General features: G+C 54.1%; 26 protein-coding genes. 18 read left to right on the top strand and 8 right to left on the bottom strand.

Annotated elements, in window-relative coordinates; all coding sequences use genetic code 11:
• Nucleotides 1-330: 330 nt before the first annotated feature.
• Both RAHAQ2_RS16070 and RAHAQ2_RS16065 read right to left on the bottom strand, forming a co-directional pair.
• Entirely contained in the window at nucleotides 331-1,377 is a 1,047-nt protein-coding gene (locus tag RAHAQ2_RS16070; RefSeq protein WP_015698236.1) for a phage portal protein, read from the bottom strand.
• A gap of 2 nt (nucleotides 1,378-1,379) precedes the next feature.
• Complete coding sequence (locus tag RAHAQ2_RS16065; RefSeq protein WP_015698235.1) at nucleotides 1,380-3,095, bottom strand: terminase large subunit domain-containing protein; 1,716 nt, start codon at nucleotides 3,093-3,095, stop codon at nucleotides 1,380-1,382.
• A gap of 146 nt (nucleotides 3,096-3,241) precedes the next feature.
• On the opposite strand from RAHAQ2_RS16065, the gene RAHAQ2_RS16060 reads away from it, so the two are divergent.
• From RAHAQ2_RS16060 to RAHAQ2_RS15985, 16 genes are all read left to right on the top strand, one after another.
• Complete coding sequence (locus RAHAQ2_RS16060) at nucleotides 3,242-4,081, top strand: GPO family capsid scaffolding protein (RefSeq protein ID WP_015698234.1); 840 nt, start codon at nucleotides 3,242-3,244, stop codon at nucleotides 4,079-4,081.
• 38 nt (nucleotides 4,082-4,119) lie between these two features.
• Nucleotides 4,120-5,166: a phage major capsid protein, P2 family gene (locus tag RAHAQ2_RS16055; RefSeq protein WP_015698233.1), complete on the top strand. Its 1,047-nt coding sequence runs from the start codon at nucleotides 4,120-4,122 to the stop codon at nucleotides 5,164-5,166.
• Between the two features lie 44 nt (nucleotides 5,167-5,210).
• On the top strand, nucleotides 5,211-6,041 hold the full coding sequence (gene gpM, locus RAHAQ2_RS16050) for a phage terminase small subunit (RefSeq protein WP_015698232.1): 831 nt from the start codon (nucleotides 5,211-5,213) through the stop codon (nucleotides 6,039-6,041).
• 98 nt (nucleotides 6,042-6,139) lie between these two features.
• Nucleotides 6,140-6,628 carry a head completion/stabilization protein gene (locus RAHAQ2_RS16045; RefSeq protein WP_015698231.1) on the top strand — a complete coding sequence of 163 codons (489 nt, stop codon included), beginning with the start codon at nucleotides 6,140-6,142 and terminating at the stop codon, nucleotides 6,626-6,628.
• Nucleotides 6,628-6,831, top strand: a complete 204-nt coding sequence (locus RAHAQ2_RS16040) for a tail protein X (RefSeq protein ID WP_015698230.1) — start codon at nucleotides 6,628-6,630, stop codon at nucleotides 6,829-6,831. Before RAHAQ2_RS16045 ends, RAHAQ2_RS16040 begins: the two co-directional genes overlap by 1 nt.
• A gap of 9 nt (nucleotides 6,832-6,840) precedes the next feature.
• Nucleotides 6,841-7,170 (top strand): phage holin, lambda family, encoded by a 330-nt coding sequence (locus tag RAHAQ2_RS16035; protein ID WP_015698229.1) that lies wholly within the window; start codon nucleotides 6,841-6,843, stop codon nucleotides 7,168-7,170.
• On the top strand, nucleotides 7,163-7,552 hold the full coding sequence (locus RAHAQ2_RS16030; protein WP_015698228.1) for a M15 family metallopeptidase: 390 nt from the start codon (nucleotides 7,163-7,165) through the stop codon (nucleotides 7,550-7,552). Before RAHAQ2_RS16035 ends, RAHAQ2_RS16030 begins: the two co-directional genes overlap by 8 nt.
• Nucleotides 7,549-8,085 carry a DUF2514 family protein gene (locus RAHAQ2_RS16025; RefSeq protein ID WP_015698227.1) on the top strand — a complete coding sequence of 179 codons (537 nt, stop codon included), beginning with the start codon at nucleotides 7,549-7,551 and terminating at the stop codon, nucleotides 8,083-8,085. Before RAHAQ2_RS16030 ends, RAHAQ2_RS16025 begins: the two co-directional genes overlap by 4 nt.
• Nucleotides 8,086-8,087: 2 nt before the next feature.
• Nucleotides 8,088-8,555, top strand: coding sequence for a phage tail protein (locus RAHAQ2_RS16020; protein ID WP_015698226.1), 468 nt, complete (start codon nucleotides 8,088-8,090; stop codon nucleotides 8,553-8,555).
• Nucleotides 8,556-9,188, top strand: a complete 633-nt coding sequence (locus RAHAQ2_RS16015; protein ID WP_015698225.1) for a phage virion morphogenesis protein — start codon at nucleotides 8,556-8,558, stop codon at nucleotides 9,186-9,188. It begins immediately after the preceding gene.
• Between the two features lie 179 nt (nucleotides 9,189-9,367).
• The gene (locus tag RAHAQ2_RS16010) at nucleotides 9,368-10,003 is read left to right on the top strand and encodes a phage baseplate assembly protein V (protein ID WP_015698224.1); all 636 of its coding nucleotides are present in this window, start codon (nucleotides 9,368-9,370) and stop codon (nucleotides 10,001-10,003) included.
• Nucleotides 10,000-10,365, top strand: coding sequence for a GPW/gp25 family protein (locus RAHAQ2_RS16005; protein WP_015698223.1), 366 nt, complete (start codon nucleotides 10,000-10,002; stop codon nucleotides 10,363-10,365). The genes RAHAQ2_RS16010 and RAHAQ2_RS16005 overlap by 4 nt, the downstream gene beginning before the upstream one ends.
• Nucleotides 10,362-11,273: a baseplate assembly protein gene (locus RAHAQ2_RS16000; protein ID WP_015698222.1), complete on the top strand. Its 912-nt coding sequence runs from the start codon at nucleotides 10,362-10,364 to the stop codon at nucleotides 11,271-11,273. Before RAHAQ2_RS16005 ends, RAHAQ2_RS16000 begins: the two co-directional genes overlap by 4 nt.
• Complete coding sequence (locus tag RAHAQ2_RS15995; RefSeq protein WP_015698221.1) at nucleotides 11,266-11,883, top strand: phage tail protein I; 618 nt, start codon at nucleotides 11,266-11,268, stop codon at nucleotides 11,881-11,883. Before RAHAQ2_RS16000 ends, RAHAQ2_RS15995 begins: the two co-directional genes overlap by 8 nt.
• Entirely contained in the window at nucleotides 11,873-12,967 is a 1,095-nt protein-coding gene (locus tag RAHAQ2_RS15990) for a phage tail-collar fiber domain-containing protein (RefSeq protein WP_015698220.1), read from the top strand. The genes RAHAQ2_RS15995 and RAHAQ2_RS15990 overlap by 11 nt, the downstream gene beginning before the upstream one ends.
• On the top strand, nucleotides 12,967-13,566 hold the full coding sequence (locus tag RAHAQ2_RS15985; protein WP_015698219.1) for a tail fiber assembly protein: 600 nt from the start codon (nucleotides 12,967-12,969) through the stop codon (nucleotides 13,564-13,566). The genes RAHAQ2_RS15990 and RAHAQ2_RS15985 overlap by 1 nt, the downstream gene beginning before the upstream one ends.
• A gap of 116 nt (nucleotides 13,567-13,682) precedes the next feature.
• Here RAHAQ2_RS15985 and RAHAQ2_RS15980 read toward each other — a convergent pair whose 3' ends face one another.
• From RAHAQ2_RS15980 to RAHAQ2_RS15955, 6 genes are read right to left on the bottom strand one after another with little or no spacing between them, the layout of a single operon-like run.
• Nucleotides 13,683-14,132 (bottom strand): phage tail protein, encoded by a 450-nt coding sequence (locus RAHAQ2_RS15980; RefSeq protein ID WP_015698218.1) that lies wholly within the window; start codon nucleotides 14,130-14,132, stop codon nucleotides 13,683-13,685.
• Nucleotides 14,133-14,143: 11 nt separating this feature from the next.
• Nucleotides 14,144-17,074: a phage tail tape measure protein gene (locus RAHAQ2_RS15975; protein WP_015698217.1), complete on the bottom strand. Its 2,931-nt coding sequence runs from the start codon at nucleotides 17,072-17,074 to the stop codon at nucleotides 14,144-14,146.
• The gene (locus tag RAHAQ2_RS25995; protein WP_326490683.1) at nucleotides 17,075-17,149 is read right to left on the bottom strand and encodes a GpE family phage tail protein; all 75 of its coding nucleotides are present in this window, start codon (nucleotides 17,147-17,149) and stop codon (nucleotides 17,075-17,077) included.
• A gap of 50 nt (nucleotides 17,150-17,199) precedes the next feature.
• Nucleotides 17,200-17,538, bottom strand: coding sequence for a phage tail assembly protein (locus RAHAQ2_RS15965; protein WP_015698215.1), 339 nt, complete (start codon nucleotides 17,536-17,538; stop codon nucleotides 17,200-17,202).
• A 14-nt stretch (nucleotides 17,539-17,552) separates the two neighbouring features.
• Nucleotides 17,553-18,068 (bottom strand): phage major tail tube protein, encoded by a 516-nt coding sequence (locus RAHAQ2_RS15960; RefSeq protein ID WP_004956533.1) that lies wholly within the window; start codon nucleotides 18,066-18,068, stop codon nucleotides 17,553-17,555.
• Between the two features lie 12 nt (nucleotides 18,069-18,080).
• Nucleotides 18,081-19,277 (bottom strand): phage tail sheath subtilisin-like domain-containing protein, encoded by a 1,197-nt coding sequence (locus tag RAHAQ2_RS15955; protein WP_015698214.1) that lies wholly within the window; start codon nucleotides 19,275-19,277, stop codon nucleotides 18,081-18,083.
• A 160-nt stretch (nucleotides 19,278-19,437) separates the two neighbouring features.
• On the opposite strand from RAHAQ2_RS15955, the gene RAHAQ2_RS15950 reads away from it, so the two are divergent.
• Nucleotides 19,438-20,565, top strand: a complete 1,128-nt coding sequence (locus RAHAQ2_RS15950) for a phage late control D family protein (RefSeq protein WP_015698213.1) — start codon at nucleotides 19,438-19,440, stop codon at nucleotides 20,563-20,565.
• Nucleotides 20,566-20,611: 46 nt separating this feature from the next.
• Nucleotides 20,612-20,854: an Ogr/Delta-like zinc finger protein gene (locus tag RAHAQ2_RS25060; protein WP_015698212.1), complete on the top strand. Its 243-nt coding sequence runs from the start codon at nucleotides 20,612-20,614 to the stop codon at nucleotides 20,852-20,854.
• The last annotated feature ends 21 nt before the right edge of the window (nucleotides 20,855-20,875 follow it).

Raw genomic sequence — 20,875 nt, 5'->3', positions numbered from 1 at the left:
GCACAATTTTTTTGATGGTACTTTTGTCAACTTAGCCCAGACGCGGCGCGGCCTGCCGTGATCTGCAAGATTGCACAAAAAGACGGGGGATCTGTGTGCGGGCGAGGCGGGGGAACCATCGCGCGCTGAGGGGGTAAGGAGGGTGCATTTGTTTGCGCCCGTTTTCCCGCTTGTGCGGCTCTATTTTGATGCGGTTGCGTGGTGGTCAGGTCAGGGGGTGCAAAAGAAAAACCCCTGTCAGCGTGGCGCTGAGGGGCTTATATGGCGTTTGGTTTGTGGGGTGGTTGCGCTCACCCGCTGACGGGGTGAGGTATCAATATTTTTGAATGGTCAGGCGGCTGTTGATGGGGTTGCCAGGGCGTAAGGGTTAAAACGGATCACCTCAATGCCCAACCAGTCATTCAGCTCTTTCAGACTCTCTTGTATCGGCGTCAGTTCATTGATGGAGAAGACGCGGGCGGCTTTCTCAACGTCACCAAACCCCCCAGCGTTGCCTGGCATCACCCCCATCAGTTGAGGCGGAACGCGATGCGCGGCAAGCATATCATCCCGCGTTGCATCCTTGATGCCGGTAAACTCATCCTTAGCTGCTATCTGGCTGAACGGCATGATCTGCAGGCCGTCTTTTTTCCCGCCCGCAGCGTAAACAAACAGGTTTTTAAATGCGCCCCCGCCGCGTGCGTCCTTCAATGAATTTTTAAGGCTCTCAACGTCTTTGTTGTTGGCGATCGGGTCAGTCAGATAAACGATAACCCCGGCATGACTGCCGTTAATGTAGTAGTTACGGCGGAATATGGTGGCTTCATTGTTGAGCATGGCACTTTGGAGTGAGGCCATATATTCCGGCGCACCGTAGATCTCCTGGTGAATGCTGGGGTTTTTTATCTGGCAGATGCTGCCGGGCTTGAAGGGGTAATCCGCATCGCGACGGGTTATAAACCAATATTGTTCTTTCTTAAGATCGCTGCCGCGCCGGGTGTATTTTGCTTGTGCGTGTTTCAGGGTAATAGGCTCGCCCAGCATGTTGCGGCGTACTTCCATGTAATTGTTGCCAAACACCAGGTAATCAAGCACCCAGGCGCTCATCTCCTGCCTGCTTAGTAACGGGTGGGGAACATAGCACGATGTGATCACATTGCGCTTAAAGACCAGCGGTGACTGATGATAGGCGGTGGAATCAAACATCCGGGCGATGCCGTAGGGGCTGATCGGCGGTTCGAAATATATGCCGTTATCAGCGCACTCCATGCAATCGCGTAACATGCTTCGATCGGTGATGGCAATGGGGTCGCCAAAGCTGAACGACTCAATGCCTGCGGTTTGTTCGCTGGCAGTCGGCTGCGGTTTGGCCTGAAACTTTTGCTTTTTGCGGCTCACGTTTAAAACTCCTCTACAAAACTGTCACTACCGCCGCCGCTTTCGCTGCCGATCGGCTCGTTAAACAAAGCTGTCATTGATGCCCAGGCGAGATCGCCGTGATTGCTGCCGCGTTTGCGGTCGGAAACGTAGGTCATAACGCCGCCTTTCTGCACCTTGCGAACCGTCATAAATGACTGGACGAGATCCAGCATTCCCGCATCCACTTCCAGACGACCGGCACGGATCAGCATAAGCGCTTTAAGTACCATGGCGCGCTTGAGCGGGGCGGAATACTGGTACTTCACCGCAAGCGGGAAGAATTTGACTACCAATTGCCAGACGGCATCACCAATGCCCGTGGCGTCAATGGCGATGTGTTGGACGTTGTAACGCTCCGTCAGTGCCTGAATGGCTTTTGCTTGCTCCTCAAACTCCATTCCACGAAGCTGGACGCGTTCAATGATGCGGAACTTGCCACCCGGCACCGCTGGCGGAACTATGACGACCAGCCCGGCAGAGTCACCGTTACCGCTTCCCCCGTTGGGGTCGTAGCCAACCCATACACCGCGATCGCCTATTGGTCTGGGCGCGAACGGGTTCCAGTCGGGCCAAACATCATCGTTGAAACCGTCAACGCAGCAGCCGATCATGGCGTTGTAGTTAAAGGCCCGCTCCCCTACGGTGACGAAGCGGCAGCGGTATAGGTTGTCGTAATCTTCTGGCGAGTTTTCTGCCTTGATGGTTTCGATCTTCACCCGGTTAAAGCCAAGTTTTACCGCATCTTCAATGGTGACAATTTGCCGCCAGATCCCATCCCCGCACTGCCTGCCGTTTTTCAGCGCCTTGTGGCTGATGTCTATCTCAACCCTTTCCGCTCTGGGCCTTGCCTTGTTGAACAGGTCGCCAGTCCAGAATGCGTATGCTTCATGCTCTTCACTGGATGGCGTGGAAAAGTAGGTGCGGCGCAGCCCTTCATGGGTTGCCATGCCTGCCGCGACTTTGCGCAGGTTGAGGAAATTGCTGATCCAGAATGCTTCATCCAGATACAGATCCCCGGTGTAGCTCTGTGCCGTCGCTGTTGAGGTGCCGAGAAAGTAAAACGTTGCGCCGTTGCTCAAGGTGATTGCGTCGCCGCCTTTCAGCTCAACGCCTACTTGCGCCGCCAGTAGCTGGATGAACTTCTTAAACTGGAACGCCTGGGCGCGGCTGGCTGACAGAAAGATCTGGTTGTTGCCGGTTTCCAGTGCCCGTAACAGCGCCTCGCGTGCAAAGTACCAGGTGGCACCAATCTGGCGCGATTTGAGAATAAAGCGGTTGCGGCGTTCGCGCTGTTTGTACCAGCGTTTTTGATGTTCGTAGAGCGAATCCAGTACCAGGGCGCGCAGATCCCCGATCTGCTCTTCGGTAAAGTGGTTTTTTTGCTTCTTCTCGCGGCCTTTCTCTTCGCTGTGGCGCTCTTCGCGCTCCATCCGTACCAGTTGGCGCGTTAACAGGTCGATGGTTTTAAAGTCATGCGCCGTCAGGTCTGGCTTCTCTGTCAGACGTAATAACCGCACCTGCATCCGATCCTGTACGCGCTCCAGCGCTGTGGATTCGTCCCACTTATCGCGGCGCCGCCATGAATACAGCGTGTTGGTACTCACGCCGATCGATTTGGCGATCTGCGTGATGCTGTATGCCTGCCAGTACATGACCTTAGCGGCAATCCGTGGCTCATCGTGTGAAGTCTGTTTCATGTTTGCAGAGTACAGCGCCCGCGCGCGCGTCGCTCCGGGTTGTCATTGTCGCAAAACGGCAACAACGGCAACACTTTGCGCGATCCGACTGGGGCGGGAATGATAGGGGCACTGGTTAATATCACTCACTCATTCGGGATTTCGACATGCCAAAGTCAAAACCATTTCGCGTTGCTGTCGAGGGTGCCACCTGCGACGGTCGGACGCTGGAGCGTCAGCACATTGTGCAGATGGCTCAACGCTTTAACCCAACCGTATACGGTGCCCGCGTCAATCTGGAGCACCTTCGGGGCTATTCGCCAAACAGTGATTTCCGTGCTTACGGTGATGTTATTTCCGTCAAGGCAGAGGAAATCACTGAGGAACCGCTGAAAGGCAAAATGGGCCTGTATGTGCAGGTTGATGCCACTGATGATCTGGTTGCCCTCAAAAAAAGCCGCCAGAAGATTTATCACAGTATTGAAGTGCATCCCTCTTTTGCTGATACCGGCGAAGCCTATTTGATGGGACTGGCCTGCACCGATAGCCCTGCCAGCCTGGGCACGGAAATGATGGAGTTTTGTGCCAAAAACTCCGTTAACCCGCTGTCATCACGCAAGCACGATCAGGCGTGTTTCTTCACCGCCGCCGTGGAATCCACGATGGAATTTGAAGATGAACAGCCGCCGCAGGATGAAGGCAAAAACTTCTTTGCCCGTATTAAGGCGTTGCTGGGTGGTACGCAACAGCAGTTTAGCCAGCAGAACGGTGAAAACCGTGAGGCCATCGAGGCGATTGCTGAGAGCCAGGGCAAGCTGCTGGACAGTACAACCCAGCTTTCTGCTGCGGTGAAAGGTAAGGCTGACGCCACCGAACTGGAAAGCCTGCGTAAAGACTTCAAAGCGCTGGAAGAGAAACTGAAAGGTCAGGACGCCGAGCAGTACAACCAGCGCCCGGCTGCTACTGGCGGCGATGGTCAATCAACTCAACATCTGGCTGATTGCTGATATAGCTCAGTGCGTCAGGCACAGGAAAGGAAAATAAGATGCGCAATACAACCCGCGATTTGTTTGATAAGTACATTCAGCGACAGGCTGAACTCAACCACATCAGCCCTGCCCACATCACCAAGGCGTACAGCATTGATCCGAGCGTTGAACAGACGCTTGAGGACAAGGTCCAGCAGTCGTCTGAGATGCTTAAGTTAATCAATATTTACGGCGTCAACGATCAGAACGGTGAAAAAATTGGGTTGGGCGTAAGCGGCCCGATTTCCAGTACTAACAATTCCACCACCGATCGCCGTCAACCTACCAATCTGGCGGCGCTGGATTCGAATAAGTACACCTGTAACAAGGTGAACGCCGATACCTTTACGCCGTATACGCAGCTTGATGCCTGGGCAAAATTCCAGGACTTTCAGAAGCGCCTTAGCAATCAGATCATCAAGCGCATTGCGCTCGATCGCATCATGATCGGCTTTAACGGTACCAGTTACGCGGAAAAATCAGACCGTGCCGCCAATCCATTGTTGCAGGATTGCGGTGTTGGCTGGCTCCAGCAGTACCGTACTAATGCAGCTCAGCGCGTGATGAAAGATGTCACTGTGACCAGTCGTGATGACACCAACCAGGTGGTTGCCAAAGGTGATTACGGTAACTATGACTCAATCGTTTTTGATGCGGTCAATTCGCTTATGGATGAGTGGTACAAGGATTCGCCTGATCTGGTGGTGATCACCGGGCGTAATCTGACGGTTAACCGTTCATTCCCAATCATCAACGCCGTAAGCACCAATAACCCGAACTCCGAAGCACTTGCCGGGCAGTTGATTGCGTCGCGTAAAACGATCGGCAACCTGCCGTCATTCATTGCGCCGTTTTTCCCCGACGGCAGCATGTTTATTACCTCCTGGGAAAACCTGTCCATTTACTGGCAGGAAGGTGGACACCGTCGCCGCATCGTTGAGGAGCCGGAATATAACCGCGTCTCAACGTACAGCTCTTCTAATGATGCTTACGTCATTGAAGACTACGGCTATGGCTGTCTGATCGAAGGCATCACCGCCGCCGAACCAGACCCGGCAGCATAAGACGCCGCAGGCCAGCACCTCGCTGGCCTGCACAGGGGGCATAAATGTTAACACCAGCACAAAAACACTTTGATCGGGTGATGGCTGAGCGTCGCAGTAATCGCGGGGCTACTACCGCAGATAGAACAGCATATGAGCAGGTGCTTTTCCGCCTGCGCATGGATAAAGCCGACCTCAGCCGCATCCAGTCGAATGCCGGTAAGGCGAAGCTGAAAAGCGAGCGCCTGCCGGATTATCAGCCGTGGATTGATGGCGCACTGGCTGCTGATACGGGGCAGGCGGATGAAGTGATCACCACCGTAATGATCTGGGCGGCAGATGCCGGAGATATCGCGCAGGCGCTGCTGATAGGCCAGTACGTGCTGCGCCATAAAATCCCGATGCCAGACCAGTACAAGCGCACCACCGCCACGGTACTGGTTGAAGAGATCTGCGATCCCATCCTTGCCGCCTTCAAAGCGAACCCTGCTAAGGCGAGCGTGAGTATTGACAATATCAACGCGCTGAACGGCATCACCACACATGAAGATATGCCCGATCAGGTGAGGGCCAAGCTGTTTAAAGTCATGGGGTACACCGTGCGCCTTAATCAGGATGTTGAATCCCAGCAACTCGCCCGGTCGCATTTGCAGGAAGCTATCAAACTCAACGCAAAAATTGGCGTGGCGCGTGATATCGAACTGTTGGATCGCAATATCAAAAAGCTAACCGCAGCCAACAGCGGAGAAGGTGAGGGCGATGCGCTACCGGTACAGCCGGAAGCGAAAACCGTGCCGGAGAAAATGCCGCGCACTCCCGCAGCCCAAAAGCCGAAAAATAGCCAGACAAAACCGGCAGCAAAGAATAAGGCAACGCGGAAAACCGCGAAGCCATAACGAATGTGCCCCCGCGCACCAGGCGGCACGGTGTGACGTAATAAGGCCCAGCCTTTACTGCGTCACGCCGTCCACCGCCTGCCCTATGGAGTACTTGTATGAGCCTGGTCGCCACTGAACCAGTAAGACCGCCATCAGAACCCGCGCCGGACGATGGCGGCGCAAAGGTTGAAAGCCTGCCTTTCTGGCCCGTCATTGTGTTGGCTGATCTTCGCCGCGCTATGCGCCTTGACGGCCAGGTGACGACCGATCGCCTTATGTCCCGCACCATTGAGGCAGTGGCCCACGTCAACGATCAGCTTTTTCTGTGGCGCCAGGTTCAGATTGATGCCGGTTATCTGACTCTGGCGGAGATCCCCGCCGATCCGGTGAATGGCGAATCGGTGAAGGTCTGGCGCTATAAAAATGCTGTCTGGTCACTGACCAAAGCCCTGCTGATTGAGGGGTATCGCGATATTGATACCACCAGTAAAGGGGATGACCACGCGCAGGCGCTCAGTACCCAGATAGATACGCTCTGGCGTGATGTGCGCTGGTCAATTCGCGATATACAGAATGAAGATCGCGGCCTTGCGGAGCTGTGCTGATGAACGTGCAGGCGCAGCAGGATGACACCGTTGATGAACTCTGCTGGCGGTATTACGGCAGGACGTCGGGAGTAACCGAAGCCGTACATGAAGCCAATCCGGGGCTGTGTAACAGCGGCCCGATGCTGAGTGCCGGGCAAGTCGTTTACCTCCCGGAATTACCACCACCAACCCAGCGGGAAACCGTACAGCTATGGGACTGAGGGACTGCTATGAGCAACGTACCTCCGGGGATGCTGGAAGAAACAATGAAATGGATTGCTACATATTTGCCGACGCTTTACGCCGCAGGCGCAGCGCTGAGCATATCGGCGCTTATGAGTCTTTATGACGGTCAATCACTGCTGAAAACCGCCACCGGCTCACTGGTATGCGGAATCGTTACGCTGACAGTAGCGGGTTCGCTTGAGTATCTGGGCTTGCCATCGAATGCCGTTACCTTCATTGGGGCGTCAATCGGTTTTATGGGTGCGGACAAAGTGCGCAACAAAGTGACTGGCTTTATTGAAACCCGTATCGGGGGAGCGAAAGGAAATGAGTGAATTTAAATTTAGTCAGAGAAGTGAAAATAATCTGAAAGGTGTTAACGCTGACCTTGTGAAAGTCGTCCGCCGCGCCATTCAACTTTCTGCCATTGATTTTGGTGTTACCGAAGGGCTTCGCTCTGTAGAGCGACAAAAGCAACTTGTTGCTGAGGGGAAAAGCCAGACGATGAACAGCAGGCATATTTCAGGCCATGCGGTTGATGTGTTTGCGTATCCCACGCCGGCAGGTTCATGGGACTGGAAATATTACCAACAAATTTCCGAAGCCTTCAAACAGGCGGGCAAAGAGCTGAATGTTCCCGTTGAGTGGGGCGGTGACTGGACAACGCTGAAAGACGGCCCGCACTTTCAGCTTCCTTATGCGGCTTATCCTGCATGATTCTGGACTGGCTCAGGCGACACTGGCGCGGCCTTCTGGTTGCGCTAATTCTGAGTAGTGCCTTCCTTTCTGGTTCGTGGTTTGGTGCCCGCCAGGCTAACGCAGAGTGGTCACTGAAATGGAAACAGCGAGATGCAAACGACGCTACCGCGCTGGCAAAGCGGCAAGCAGAAGCCAGAGCCGAAGAACAACACCGACAGGGTGAAATAGATGCGATTGAGAAAAGGGCTGAGGGGCAGATTGCTCAGGCCGCTGCTGATGCTGATCGTGCTCGCGCTGTTTCTGACGGGCTGCATGATGAAGCCGCAAAACTCGCCGCCAGACTGGCAGCAAGTGAGCGCGCCCGCCGTGCCGCATCTGCCAGCGAAGGCACGGCAGGCACCACCGGCAGCGAACTGCTTGCCGAGCTGTTCCGCCGTGCTGACCAGCGAGCGGGAGAACTGGCGGCAACTGCTGATCAGGCAAGGATCAGAGGGCTGACCTGTGAGGCGGCTTATGATGCGTTGGCAGGGGCCAAAGCGGTGGAGAAATAACGATGTTAAAACCCGATTTACTCCGCCAACATATTAGCCAGGCGGTGCCGTGGTTGCGTGACAACCCTGATAATCTGGCGGTCTACGTCCAGAAGGGGCGCATGGTCAGCACCGGGCAGCGCTCTGCCTCGTTTGAATATGAGTACACCATTGAAGTGCTGGCAATGGATTATCCTGAGCCGCTGGATACCCTCAGCCTGCCAATTCTGGCATGGGCGCGCCTGTATCAGCCTGAACTGTTATTCAATCCTGACCGTGCCCGCGATGGCATCACCTTTGAAGCGGATATTCTCAGCAATTCCACCATGGATGTGCTTATCAAAATTCAGGCCAATGAGGCGGTTATTGTCCAAGTTGAGGACGGTAAGCCGGTGATTCATCACCGCGCCGATCCTATGCCGGGGCCGGAGCTGGGTGCCTGGTCACTGGTATTTGAAGACACGGTAAGCGGTGAAACGTGGACGGACTAAATGAGCGCTGATCCGCTGTTTCATGCCCTTGATGATTATCTGGCAACCGTGGCGGCACAGCTCGCACCGGGCCAGCGTCGTAAACTCACGCGTGAGGTGGCTGTTGGCCTGCGCAAACGTCAGCAACAGCGAATCAACAGCCAGAAAAACCCCAGCGGAGAGAGCTATACGCCGCGCCGTCGTAAGATTTTACGCACTCAGGGCGGAATTAAATTCCTGTGGAAAGATGAAACACGCGAGCTGAGCAACTGGCGAACCACCGGGCGCGGGGAACAACGCGCCATCACCGGTTATGATGTGGATAAAGGGGCATTGCGCACATTCTATAAGCGCGATATTCAGCGCTATATTGAGATCCATCTTAACCAGACAAAACGCACCACCACCCGAAAAGAAAAGATGTTTCGCCGTCTGCGTACTGCCCGCTTTCTCAAAGCATACGGCACCGCAAGCGCTGCCGTTGTGGGATACTCCGGGCATACCGCCGAGATTGCCAGTGTTCACCAGTATGGTGAGGTTGACACCGTGGCACCCGGTGCCCGCACTCGTTACCCGGCGCGCGAGCTGCTGGGCTTCACGGAAAGCGATCTTGACTGGCTGGCGGATACTATCGTCAATTCTCTGCAACCCTGACGCCTTGCTGCAGCACTGTTATAAGTGACGGTGCTCGATGCTTTTCCCGCCACTGTCATAACTGGCAGTGTCTGCCGGTACCGCCATCCATTGTTACCAACTCCTGACAACGCCAGCGCGTTGCTTACGCGCGCGTGGATCATGAAACTGGCTGTAAATTTAATAACGTAAGCCAGCTTATGAATCTGAATGAACTCTATCGCCTGATCTGTAACCTCGTCCGCATTGGTACGGTGGCGGAGGTTGATCTTACTGCTGAGCCACCGGTTGCGCGAGTCTCAACGGGTGAGAATACAACGGACTGGATCCGCTGGGCGGCTATGCGCGCCGGAACGGCGGTTACGTGGTGGGCACCCACAGCAGGCGAGCAGGTATTACTTTTTGCCCCATGCGGCGATCTGGAAAACGCCGTCATTATGGGCAGCTTGTACAGCGACAGTGTGAAGCCACCGGATAGCGGTGCGGCGTCAGATGTGATCCAATTTCCTGACGGTGCAAAAGTTTCCTATGACCCGGAAACCGGTGCGCTGGTGGTTACGGGTGTTAAAAGTGCATCCGTGGAGGCGCTGGAGTCTATCGCAGCAACCGCCCCCAAAATTACCTGCACCGCAACAACCTCAATCACCCTTGATACGCCGGAAGTGATCTGCACTAAAAAGCTGTCCTGTGTCACGTTTGAGATGAAACAGGGCGGCAAGATGACCGGCAATATTGAGCACAGCGGCGGCAGCATTACATCAAATGGCATTGTGGTGCATACCCATAAACATGGCGGCGTAGAGCGTGGCGGAAGCCAGACGGACGGCCCGCAATGACCGGCGCAAGATACAGCGGGATGAACGCTGAAACCGGCGAAGTACTCACCGATAATGAGCATATTTCTCAGTCCATCAATGACATTTTGTTAACGCCTGTTGGCTCTCGCGTCATGCGCCGCGCCTACGGTTCACAGCTCAATAACCTGATTGATCAGCCAGGCAATGCCGTAACGCGTCTTCGCATTATGTCCGCGATATACAGCGCGCTGTTCCTCTGGGAGCCGCGTATCTCACTGAGCAATATTGTGCTGACGGAAACCGGGGCGGGGCAGATGATCGCCACCATCAAGGCAAGCCGCACCGATACCCAATCACCCTTTACCGCAGACGTAACGATCGGCAGGCAGGTGCAGGCATGAGCGGCACGATTGACCTTTCACAATTACCGCCTCCGGTAGTGGTTGAGCCGCTGGACTTTGAAACGCTGTTCAATGAGCGTAAGGCGGCATTTATCGCGCTTTACCCGGAAGATGAACAGGAAACAATCAGCCGCACTCTCTCGCTGGAGTCTGAGCCGATCACCATGCTGCTGGAAGAAAACTGTTACCGCGAATTATTGCTACGCCAGCGCGTAAACGAAGCGGCGCGCGCGGTGATGGTGGCGTACTCCGTGGGCAGTGATCTGGATCAGTTGGCGGCAAACTTCAATGTAGAGCGCCTGACTATTACGCCGGAAGATGACAGCGTTGTACCGCCTGTTCCTGCGGTGATGGAGTCAGATGCCGATCTGCGCGTCCGTACCCCGCAGGCGTTTGAAGGGCTGAGCGTCGCCGGGCCAACGGCGGCATATGAGTTTTTCGGCCTGTCCGCTGATGGGCGCGTTGCTGATGTGTCTGCCGTGAGTCCAACGCCAGCTTGCGTCACCGTCTCTGTGCTTTCACGCGAGGGTGACGGCACTGCCAGCCAGGAGTTGATCGATATTGTTGCCAGCGCGCTGAATGGCGAAGAAGTGCGCCCGGTTGCCGATCGCGTGACCGTGCAGGCGGCGGAGATCGTGCCTTATGAAATTGATGCCACGCTGTATATCTATCCGGGGCCGGAGTCGGAACCCATACGCCAGGCATCCGAGCAGAAGTTACAGGCGTACATTGCCGATCAGCGCCGTCTGGGGCGTGATATCCGGCTGTCTGCCATTTATGCCGCGCTGCACGTTGAAGGGGTGCAGCGGGTGGAACTGGCGCAGCCGCTGGCTGATATGGTGCTTGATGATTCTCAGGCGTCAAACTGTACTGGCTACACCATAACGGTTGGGGGGTACGATGAGTAAAACCCTGCTGCCGCCGAGCGCTTCACGCCTTGAGCGTGTTGCCGCCCGCGTCTGCGCGTCTCTGGGGGAAGTGCGGGTACCGCTGCGACAGCTCTGGGATCCTTACACCTGCCCGGTTGATTTGCTGCCCTATCTGGCATGGGCGTTTTCCGTTGACCGATGGGATGAAAACTGGCCCCAGACAACGAAGCGTAAGGCTATTGCAGATGCGTATTACCTGCACCGTTACAAAGGCACAACCGGGGCCATGCGGCGCGTTGTAGAGCCATTCGGGTACTTCATCCGTGTTAACGAGTGGTGGAGTATCGACACTGACCCCGGCACGTTTACGCTGGATATCGGTGTTGAAGACGAAGGAATCAGCGAAGAAACGTATCAGGAACTTGAGCGGCTGATTGCTGATGTTAAGCCGTGTAGCCGTCACATGCTGGGCATGAGTCTGCACCTCCAGACTACCGGCCCTTTTTATGTTGGCGCGTCTGCTTATTTGGGCGACACGCTGACCGTGTACCCCTATTTTCCTGAAACCATTTCAGTGAGTGGCGCGGAATTTGTGGGCAGTGCAATTCATTTGATAGACACCGTGGAGATCTCACAAAGTGGCAACTAAATATTATGCCCTGCTAACCAATGTCGGTACCGCGAAACTGGCGAATGCCACGGCATTGGGTGAACAGGTTGAAATTACTCAAATGGCAGTAGGGGATGGTAACGGCGCACTGCCAACCCCAAACCCTGCGCAAACCGCGCTTGTGCATGAGCTGCGCCGCGCCCCCCTCAACACCCTCACCATTGACCCGGTAAACGCCAACCAGATTATTGCTGAGCAAGTGATCCCGGAAGACGTGGGCGGGTGGTGGATCCGTGAAATTGGGCTGTATGACAGTGCAGGTGATTTGATTGCTATTGCCAACTGTGCGGAAACCTATAAGCCGTTATTGCAAGAAGGTAGCGGGCGGGTGCAGGTGATCCGCGTCATTCTGATCGTAAGCAGCACCCAGGCGGTTACACTCAAGATTGATCCCTCCGTGGTACTGGCAACCCGTCAGTATGTTGATGATCAGATAATCCAAGTTAAAGCCTATGTTGATCAGCAAATGGCGGCGCATGTTGCTGCTATCGATCCCCATCAGCAGTACCTTAAAACGGCGGATATTGTGCAATATATTCCCGCTGGTATCCCCCTGCCTTATCCTGCCGCCATGCCTCCAGCGGGGTGGTTGAAATGTAACGGTGCAACATTTGACAAGGTTCTTTATCCGGTTTTGGCTGCGGTTTTCCCGTCTGGAGCTTTGCCAGATTTGCGGGGTGAATTCATCCGAGGGTGGGATGATGGTCGCAACGTGGATGGAGTAACCAATCGTCAGCTGTTATCAAGGGAGCCAGCAACGTTAACAACCACATCAATTGGGCCGGATGCTTTACAGCAGGTTAGCGTTGAGGGTGCGGTACCTAATAAGGCGACTATTCCAGATGTATGTGAAGGTATTGGCGGCGATCCAATATTTGATGCTGATTATGGCGCAACAATGAAAGGATTCGTTGCGGTTTCCGCAGAAAATGCCTGGCCGGGTAATGGGAGGGTAACTGATAACCCCGATTCGGCTCGCCCGATTAATGTGAATCAATATTATACATCTGTGGGTACCCGTCCACGGAATATAGCATTTAACTACATAGTGAGGGCGGTGTAATGACTCAGGCTATATTGAACGCAGACGAACTTGCCATAACGCCGGGGGATATCACGGTATATAACTATGATGGTGTAACGCGTGAATATTTGTCTTCATCCTTGGAATATTTGGCTTTAGGTATTGGTATTCCGGCTTATTCATGCACCGAGTCACCGGGAGAAAGCAAAGAAGATTTTGCCATATGTCGATCGCCGGATTTTACCGCCTGGGAATATGTAGCAGATCATCGCGGTGAAACTGTTTACAACATCGAAACAGGCGAAGAGGTTGCCATCATGATACCAGGCGATTACCCGGAGGGTACCACCACACTGGCCCCATCCACGCCATGCGATACGTGGAATGGCAATGAATGGGTGACGGATATTGAGGCGCAGCATTCAGTAGACGTGAAAGCGGCAGAACAGCAGAAAGCGGCGTTACTGACAGAAGCTCAGGCAACAATCAGCCTCTGGCAAACTGAGCTGCAATTAGGCGTCATCAGTGATGGAGATAAAGCCAGTCTGATAGCCTGGATGAACTACATTAAAGCTGTGCAGGCTGTAGACACGTCTGCCGCACCAGATATTATCTGGCCTAAGCAACCGGAGGTGTAAACTGATAACGAGCACCATCATAAGTGACCATGCTGCAGCACGGTTAAAAGTGGCGGCGCTCGTTGATTTCGGTACCACACTGTCAAAGCTGATCGTGTTGGCCAGCACAAATAAAGTTAGAAATTTACCCCAGTTTTCACCATAGACAGCACATCATCATTGGTGATTTCCGCCAGCTTCTCCCTGATATCCTCACTGACTTTTTTCAGGCTGAGGGTAAAATCAATCTTCCGCGCTTTCCCGTCCTGAAAGAACTCAGCCCGATTCTGGGTTAAACCGTCGATCACGTACATCCCATAAATCTTACCGGTGCCTTCAATCAGCGGCCAGGCTCTGCCGGTATATGCCATCGTCTCCAGCGTGGTGAGCGACACATCACCGCCGCTGATTTCAGGGTACAGAGTCCCGGAGAATGTGATCGGTTCTTCGTCCGGGCCTATGTATTGATAGCGCGGGGATTTTCCCACGCGGTCGTTTTTGACATGTCGCCAGGTATTGGCCTGGTTCGATGTCTGGTAAGGCGTGGTTTGCAGGGCAAACGGAAACATGCCCAATATCATCATCATGGTTTTTCCCCTTATCTGTGGTCAGTCAGTTGTGAGCGTTTGCGCCTTGCTGCCTGTTGCTGGGCAATGGTGAACTCTTCACGGATACGCTGAACAAGTTTTTGCTCATCCAGTTGGCCCGAGTCGTTGATAGTGATCTCAAAGTTAAACACGTCTCCGCCAGGCATGAGTGCCGCCACGGATGCCGCAGACGGAACCGCAGAGACGGGCGAACGTGCAGCAGACTGCTGGACGCTATACGGCATTACCGACGAAACCAGCGCACCCGCCTGCTGCTGCATCCATGCCGTGAGTGATGGCGTTTGCCGCTGGGCCTGTTGCACCGGTTCGGAATAACCACCACGGATCGGAATGTATGGCAGTTTGTTTTTGAATACGATTTCACCGGGGCCGTCTTTTTTCTCCGCCGTGTTGCTGGCGATTTTATCCAGACTGCCGCTAATTTTCGGCGCAAGGTTCGCCGGGCCTTTCAGGTTATTAACAAGTGCCTGCTGCTGCTGGCTCTGTTCCGTTTTCCGCTTTTGTTCCTTCTTATCTTCTTCCTTTTTCGCCTGCGCGGTGACGGCTTTCAGATCCCCGGCGAGCGTATCCGCCAGCCCAGTAAGTTTTTTCTGTGTGTTCACTTTCTCAACGGCTTGCCGTGCTCGTTCTGCGGCATCTGGAATAACTCCAAGTGTTTCGAGTACGAGTTGCAACCCCTCGTAAAGCAATTTTACCGGCGTTAATACTAGCGAAATTGCCCCGCCAACTATTTTGCCGAAAGTTTCACCTGCGCTGGTGCAGGATTTTAGTGCGTCACTTGAAAACTGGATCGGCTCAAATAAATTGGAGAACCACCCACACACCGTGCTAAGTGCTGATGCTATTGCATCAAATAATGGTGCCATTGGTGCAAATACTGAGGAAACCAAATCGAATATAGGTTGCAGAGCAGCCATAACACCGGCAAAAAAACCGCTATAGAATGCTTTGATTGGTTGCCAGAACTTAATGATCGCAATGGCGACAGCAGCAAAGAGGGCAATCAATCCCCAGACTGGCGCGGAAATGCCTGCCAGCAAAGTGATCAGCGGGCCAAAGACCATCCGCCCGGCAGTCAGCAGTGCCTGCATAGGGGAACCCGCCAGCCATGTGAACGCGCTACCCAGTCGAGTGATGCCGCTTATCACTGATGCGATCCCGCCGCCACCGGTTAGCATGGTGAAACTGAGACGAACAAGCGCCATCGGGCCGAGAATCGCGCCAAGTGCCAGCATAAGCGTACCCAGCACAGTGAGAATGGCACCGATAGCGGCGACGGTCTTCATGATTGCGGCAACCAGTGCAGGGTTGGCTTCAATCCAGCCCCTGATTGATTGCAGTACGCCGCCGACCGATTGCATGAGCACCATCATTGGCCCACGCATGGTTTCGCCCAGCGCGCTGAAATTGTTACCAAACTCCGCTTTAGTTATCTGCCACTGTGATGAGAGAGAATCTTTATCAATACCTGATTCCCGCTTCATTGAGCCTTTCGACGCAGCGCCATGGGTTAATTCGAGCTGCCTGCGTAACTCAGGCAGATTATTGGCGACTTTGGAAACCGCCATTGCATATTCATCACCAAAGAGCTGAGTAAGCACGTTCATTTGCTTATCTGGCTCCAGCTTTTTGGTGGCTTCCATTACCGACATAATGGTGCTCATGGCATCTTTTGCCATGTTCTTTTGCACTTTCTCAGCATTTAGCCCCAACGCGTCCAGACCTTCCATAAATCGATCCGGTTGCACCATCGCGTTACCCAGCTCTCGCACCATCGCTTTAACGGCGGTGCCTGCTGTTTCCGACTGTTCGCCTAGGCTCAGGAAAGTGGAACCCAGTGCCGCCGCATTCTGATAGCCGAGCTGATCGGCAGCACCACCCACGCGCTGTAACACGTCGATAATGTCAGAGCCTTTTGATTTGGCGTTATCGTCCAGATAGTTGATAACGTCACCCAGCTTGCCAATATCCTGAATGGGGATCTTATACAGACCGGCGATTTTACCCAGGCTTTCCGAAAGCTGATCGGCAGGTAGCTCAAACGCCTTTGATGCCATGGCGGCGGTGTTGGCAAAATCCAGCAAATCTTTCTTCTGCTTCTGCCATGGATCATCACCGCTAGCAACGCCCATACGTGCGCCACCCTCGACCAGCGCGGCATAATCCACCGCCCCGTTGGGCATGGGTAGGTTTTCAGATGCGTCCTTGATGGCTTTTTGCACCTCAGAAAATTGTGCTGTGCGGTTGCCGCTGCCATCCCTCAACCCATTAACTTGTTTGGATACGCCCTTCATGGCGTCTTCCAGGCTGCTGTAACTCTTGATGGCGACGGCTACGGGGGCAAGAATCGCCGCACCGGTTGCAGCGGTCTTCATGCCTGAGCTTTGCAATCGCTCACCGGTTTCTTTAGAGCGCGCATAACGTGCCTGCGCCTGCGTTACAGAATTAAGCCGCCGCTGCTGTTCAGTAAGTTGGCGGTTGTACTGCGCGGTGCGCTGGCTAATTTGTTCCGTTGCCCGGCTGCTACTGCTGATCGCAATCCCTTCGCTGTAGAAGCTGGTGCGCAACTGGTTGAGCTGCGTCTGTTCAGTTTTCTGCTGTTGGGTAAGGTTGCGGATTGCTGCCCGTTGTTGATTGAGGGCGGTGACTTGCTCAGCACTGCGCTGGCGTAGCGGGCCGAAAGCCGCCGCCATTTCACGCGCTTTGTTTTTGGCTTCTGCCAGAGAGTTGGTGGTTTTTTTATTGGCAGCAGTAATCCGGTCAAAGCTCGCTGCAGAACGCTCAAGCCCTTTGATATTGGATTTTGTTTGATTGATTTGTGAAGCCAGCGCGGCGGCACTTTGGCGCGCCGCGTTGACAGGTTGAGACATGTTATTAAGGGCGCTGAAAGCAACCTTGATACTTAAATTGCGGTCTGCCATTTATTGATCTCCGCCACTGCGCGCAGCGGCTTGATCACGCCATAACAGAAGTTCTTCTACCGTCATGGCGTCCATCTCCGCTGGTCGCCAGTGGAAAATGACGGCGATATCCGCCATTAAGTTTTCTATGCGTTCGCAGGGGCATCTGATGACGCGCTGCCCGTATCCGTCACGCTCTGATCCGAAGGTGGTTGCAAAAAATCAACTACCGCGTTGGCGAGCTGGCAGAAGTCCCACGTATCCATGCGGGCAATTTCGTCAGCGGTCAGCGCCGGAGCAGTGACACGAGGCAGCAGAACAACCAGCGCATCATAGTTCGACGTCAGAACGTCATAGACTTTTAAGCCACGCAGCGATCCGGCCTGCTTTAATACTGGCGTGATCGTGATCTCGCTGATTTCCGACTTACCGCGAACGATAGGGGCAATGAGCGTGACAACTTCTTTACCGGTTACTTTGGTCATGGTGCGGTAATTCCTTATAAGCCAATGTTAGCGCGGTGTTTTTCCATCATGTCAACGCCGCCAACTTTGTAGATCATATTGAGCACATCAACTTCAATGATTTCTTCACTGTTGATGGTCAGCTTGTAATAGGTATTTTTCAGGGTGTACTTATGGGAAGTATCATCCCCGGTTTTGGAGGTGCCAGGATCCATCTCCGTGAAGCGTCCACGCGTCTGGATTTCAACGGGTACCGCTTCGCCGGTTGAATCATCCTGATACGAACCTGCATAACGCGTTTGCATACCATCGGCGGTTGCGATGCCCCATTTTTTCAGTAGTCCCGCATCCATGCCGCCAAGGGTGATATCCATATCCAGCGCCCCCGCATCAAAGCCGAGATCGACCGCGACAGACCCAGGCATACCACCGGCCTGATAATCCTCTGTCTTACGGGTTAACTTTGCCGGGGTAATTTCCGGCACCATGCCGAAATAATTATCACCGTCAAAGAACATGTTGAAGTATTTGAGTTTTTTAGGCAGAGCCATACGCGCCCCCGGTTAGTTATTCACTGCGCTGGAAAACGTAGCGAAATATTCATCAGTGAACTCCTGCACCAGGCTGAGATTTTCCAGCGGTGGCACAGGCGTGTAGTTATATTTGATGGTGAGCTGCCCGTTGCGCAGCGTTTCGCTGGTATTTGGTTCAGGGTCATACCAGCAACGCGCGCCCAGCAGCTTGCCAGCGGTCACATAGGACGTCAGCTTGCGGTTGATACCGTCAACGATATCTTTCACCAGCGACGGGGTGAGCGGTTTATCAACGTAAGAGAAGTGCGCTTCTGCCACGGTGTCCGCCACAATCTGAGCGGTACGGGTGTAGCTCTCAAAGATGTAGGTTTCTTCGTCGCAGGTACGCGATCCCCAGATGCGATAGCCGCCCTGTTTGATCAGGGTGGTGACGCCTGCCGCGTTCAGCTCGTCCGCGTCGGTGTCGGTGCCCTGTAATGTGAAATAGATATCGCGATCCATTCCCAGCACGTTATTTACCGGCACGTTAGAAATAGTTTTGTGCCAGCCCTGCGTTGCGTCGATTTTGGCGCGCATCCCTACCGCATGAGCACCCACCGGCACGGTGGCGTTTACCCCTGCGTTGGTGTCGTAGCAAATGAAGTTAGGCCAGATCACCATCATTTCACGCTGGGCAAAATTCTCGCGGTACGTCTTCGCCTCTGCGATGGTGTTACAGCCATTTGCGGACACGTAAGCAAAGGCGCGCAGCTTCTCAGCCATCACGCCGAGTTGCGCCGCCACTGGCTGAGTATCAAGGCCGGGAACGGCAAGCACGCGCGGGCGGACGCCAACACGCATCTCCGCTGATAGCAGCGCATACATACCAGTGAAAAGTCCGGTGTCCGGGTCAGTACCGCCAATAACCAGTTGATCCTGTGTCGGTGCCGTGCCGCCTTCCGGGGGTACGATTTTTGACGCATCAGCCACGCGGATGACAATGGTCTGCGGGCTGGCCTGGTCTGAAATGGCTTTCAGGGTGGTGAACAGGGTGCCGGTTTTGCCCGCCTTGCCCAGCATGTTAGCCACGCGGGTAATGAGTACAGGGGTATTCAGCGGGAAAGCGTCTTCATCTGCATCGTCAGCGATACAAACGACACCGATAACCGCCGAATCAATATCGGTGATCATCGTGCTTAGATCGGTGGTTTCCGTGACGGTTACACCGTGATGGTAATTTGTGGCCATGTAGTTGCCTCGCCAGTCAATGATTGCCACTTATCATTGCGGCAATTGCCAACTGGTGCGAGAGACGGGCGTTGTCAGCAGACCGCAACAACAGCCCCGCGTTGTCTGTTCGCGCGCGCGTGGCGACGATGGTACCTTCACGAATGAGGGAACCAATAAGATGTTGGATGATGATGCGCGCTATTCACCACGCCCCGCGTTCAGTATTCAGATTGAGGGTAAGCAACTCACGGCGCTTGATGATCGTTTGATCTCGTTGTCGCTGACGGATAACCGGGGATTTGAGGCGGATACACTTGATCTCACGCTGGATGATTCAGACGGACAGATCGTTATGCCATCGCGCGGCGCGAAAATTTCCGTTTCATTGGGTTGGGATAATGACCCGCTGGTATTTAAAGGGCTGTATACAGTTGACGAGGTTGCACACCGTGGCCCGCCTGACCAGCTCACAATAAGCGCCCGCAGCGCAGACTTTCGCGACACGTTCAACGTGAAGCGTGAATACTCCTGGCATGATATTTCTGTTGGCGATGTTGTTGCCAGCATAGCAAGCCGGTATGACCTGCGCGCCGGGGTGAGTGAAGAGCTGGCGAAGCTTGAGATCGACCACGCAGACCAGACCAGCGAATCAGATATCAGCTTTCTCACCAGAATGGCGGATATGCTGGGTGCGGTTGCCACCGTCAAAAATGGCATGTTGTTGTTCATTACTCCGGGGCAGGGTTTAACCCAGAGCGGTAAGCCACTTCCTGCGATCAGCATTGTGCGGGCCAGCGGCGACAAGCACAGCTTTAGCATTGCCGATCGTGATGCTTATACCGGTGTTACTGCTTACTGGCTGGATCTTAACTTTGGGAAAAAGCCCGCAACTACGGTACAGACAAACACCCGCAGACGCCGCAGGACAACGAAGCCGAAGAAAACCAAAGAACCCGCCTCAAGCAGCAAGGAAGGGGATTACATGGCAGGCGCGGAGGGTAACGTATTCGTGATCCGCAAAACGTTCAAAACTGAGAAGGCTGCGAAGCGGGCAGCGGCGGCGAAGTGGAGCCAGTTACAACGTGGCGCGGCGTCATTCTCCATCACGTTGGCGCGAGGCCGGGCGGATTTGTACCCGGAACAACCGGCAAGCGTATCGGGCTTTAAATCCACGATTGATAATGGTTACTGGACGATTACCCGTTGTGTACATGATATCGGTAGCGGAGGCTTTACCACCTCACTGGAGTTGGAAGTTAAGATCGATGAATGGACGGCTGAGGCGGGTGACGAATCAACGGGTTAAGCGTTATACTTGACGTGATATTAACCAGTCCAGAGGAGGCCCGCGTATGGCAATGCGCTGTCCTCGCTGCCGTGCAATCGCAAAGACTCGTACCAGTGTTGAGTTGAGCGTATTAGTGCGGCGCAGTTATCACCAGTGTCAAAACATGTTATGCGGTTATTGCTTTACCAGCATGACGGAAATTGACGGATCTTTAAACCAGACACAACCCGCCCCCGGCGCGCTGGTTCCTCAAGATGTTTTCCCGCGAAGTCATCACGGCGAAGATCAGTTAAGTTTGGTGTTGTAAAAGCAAACCTACCAACTTAGG

Origin of the sequence: Rahnella aquatilis CIP 78.65 = ATCC 33071 (assembly GCF_000241955.1) — a bacterium.
GTDB classification, from domain to species: Bacteria; Pseudomonadota; Gammaproteobacteria; order Enterobacterales; family Enterobacteriaceae; genus Rahnella; species Rahnella aquatilis.
Note: the sequence above shows the minus strand (reverse complement) of the source record. Positions and strands in the feature narration are given on the sequence as shown.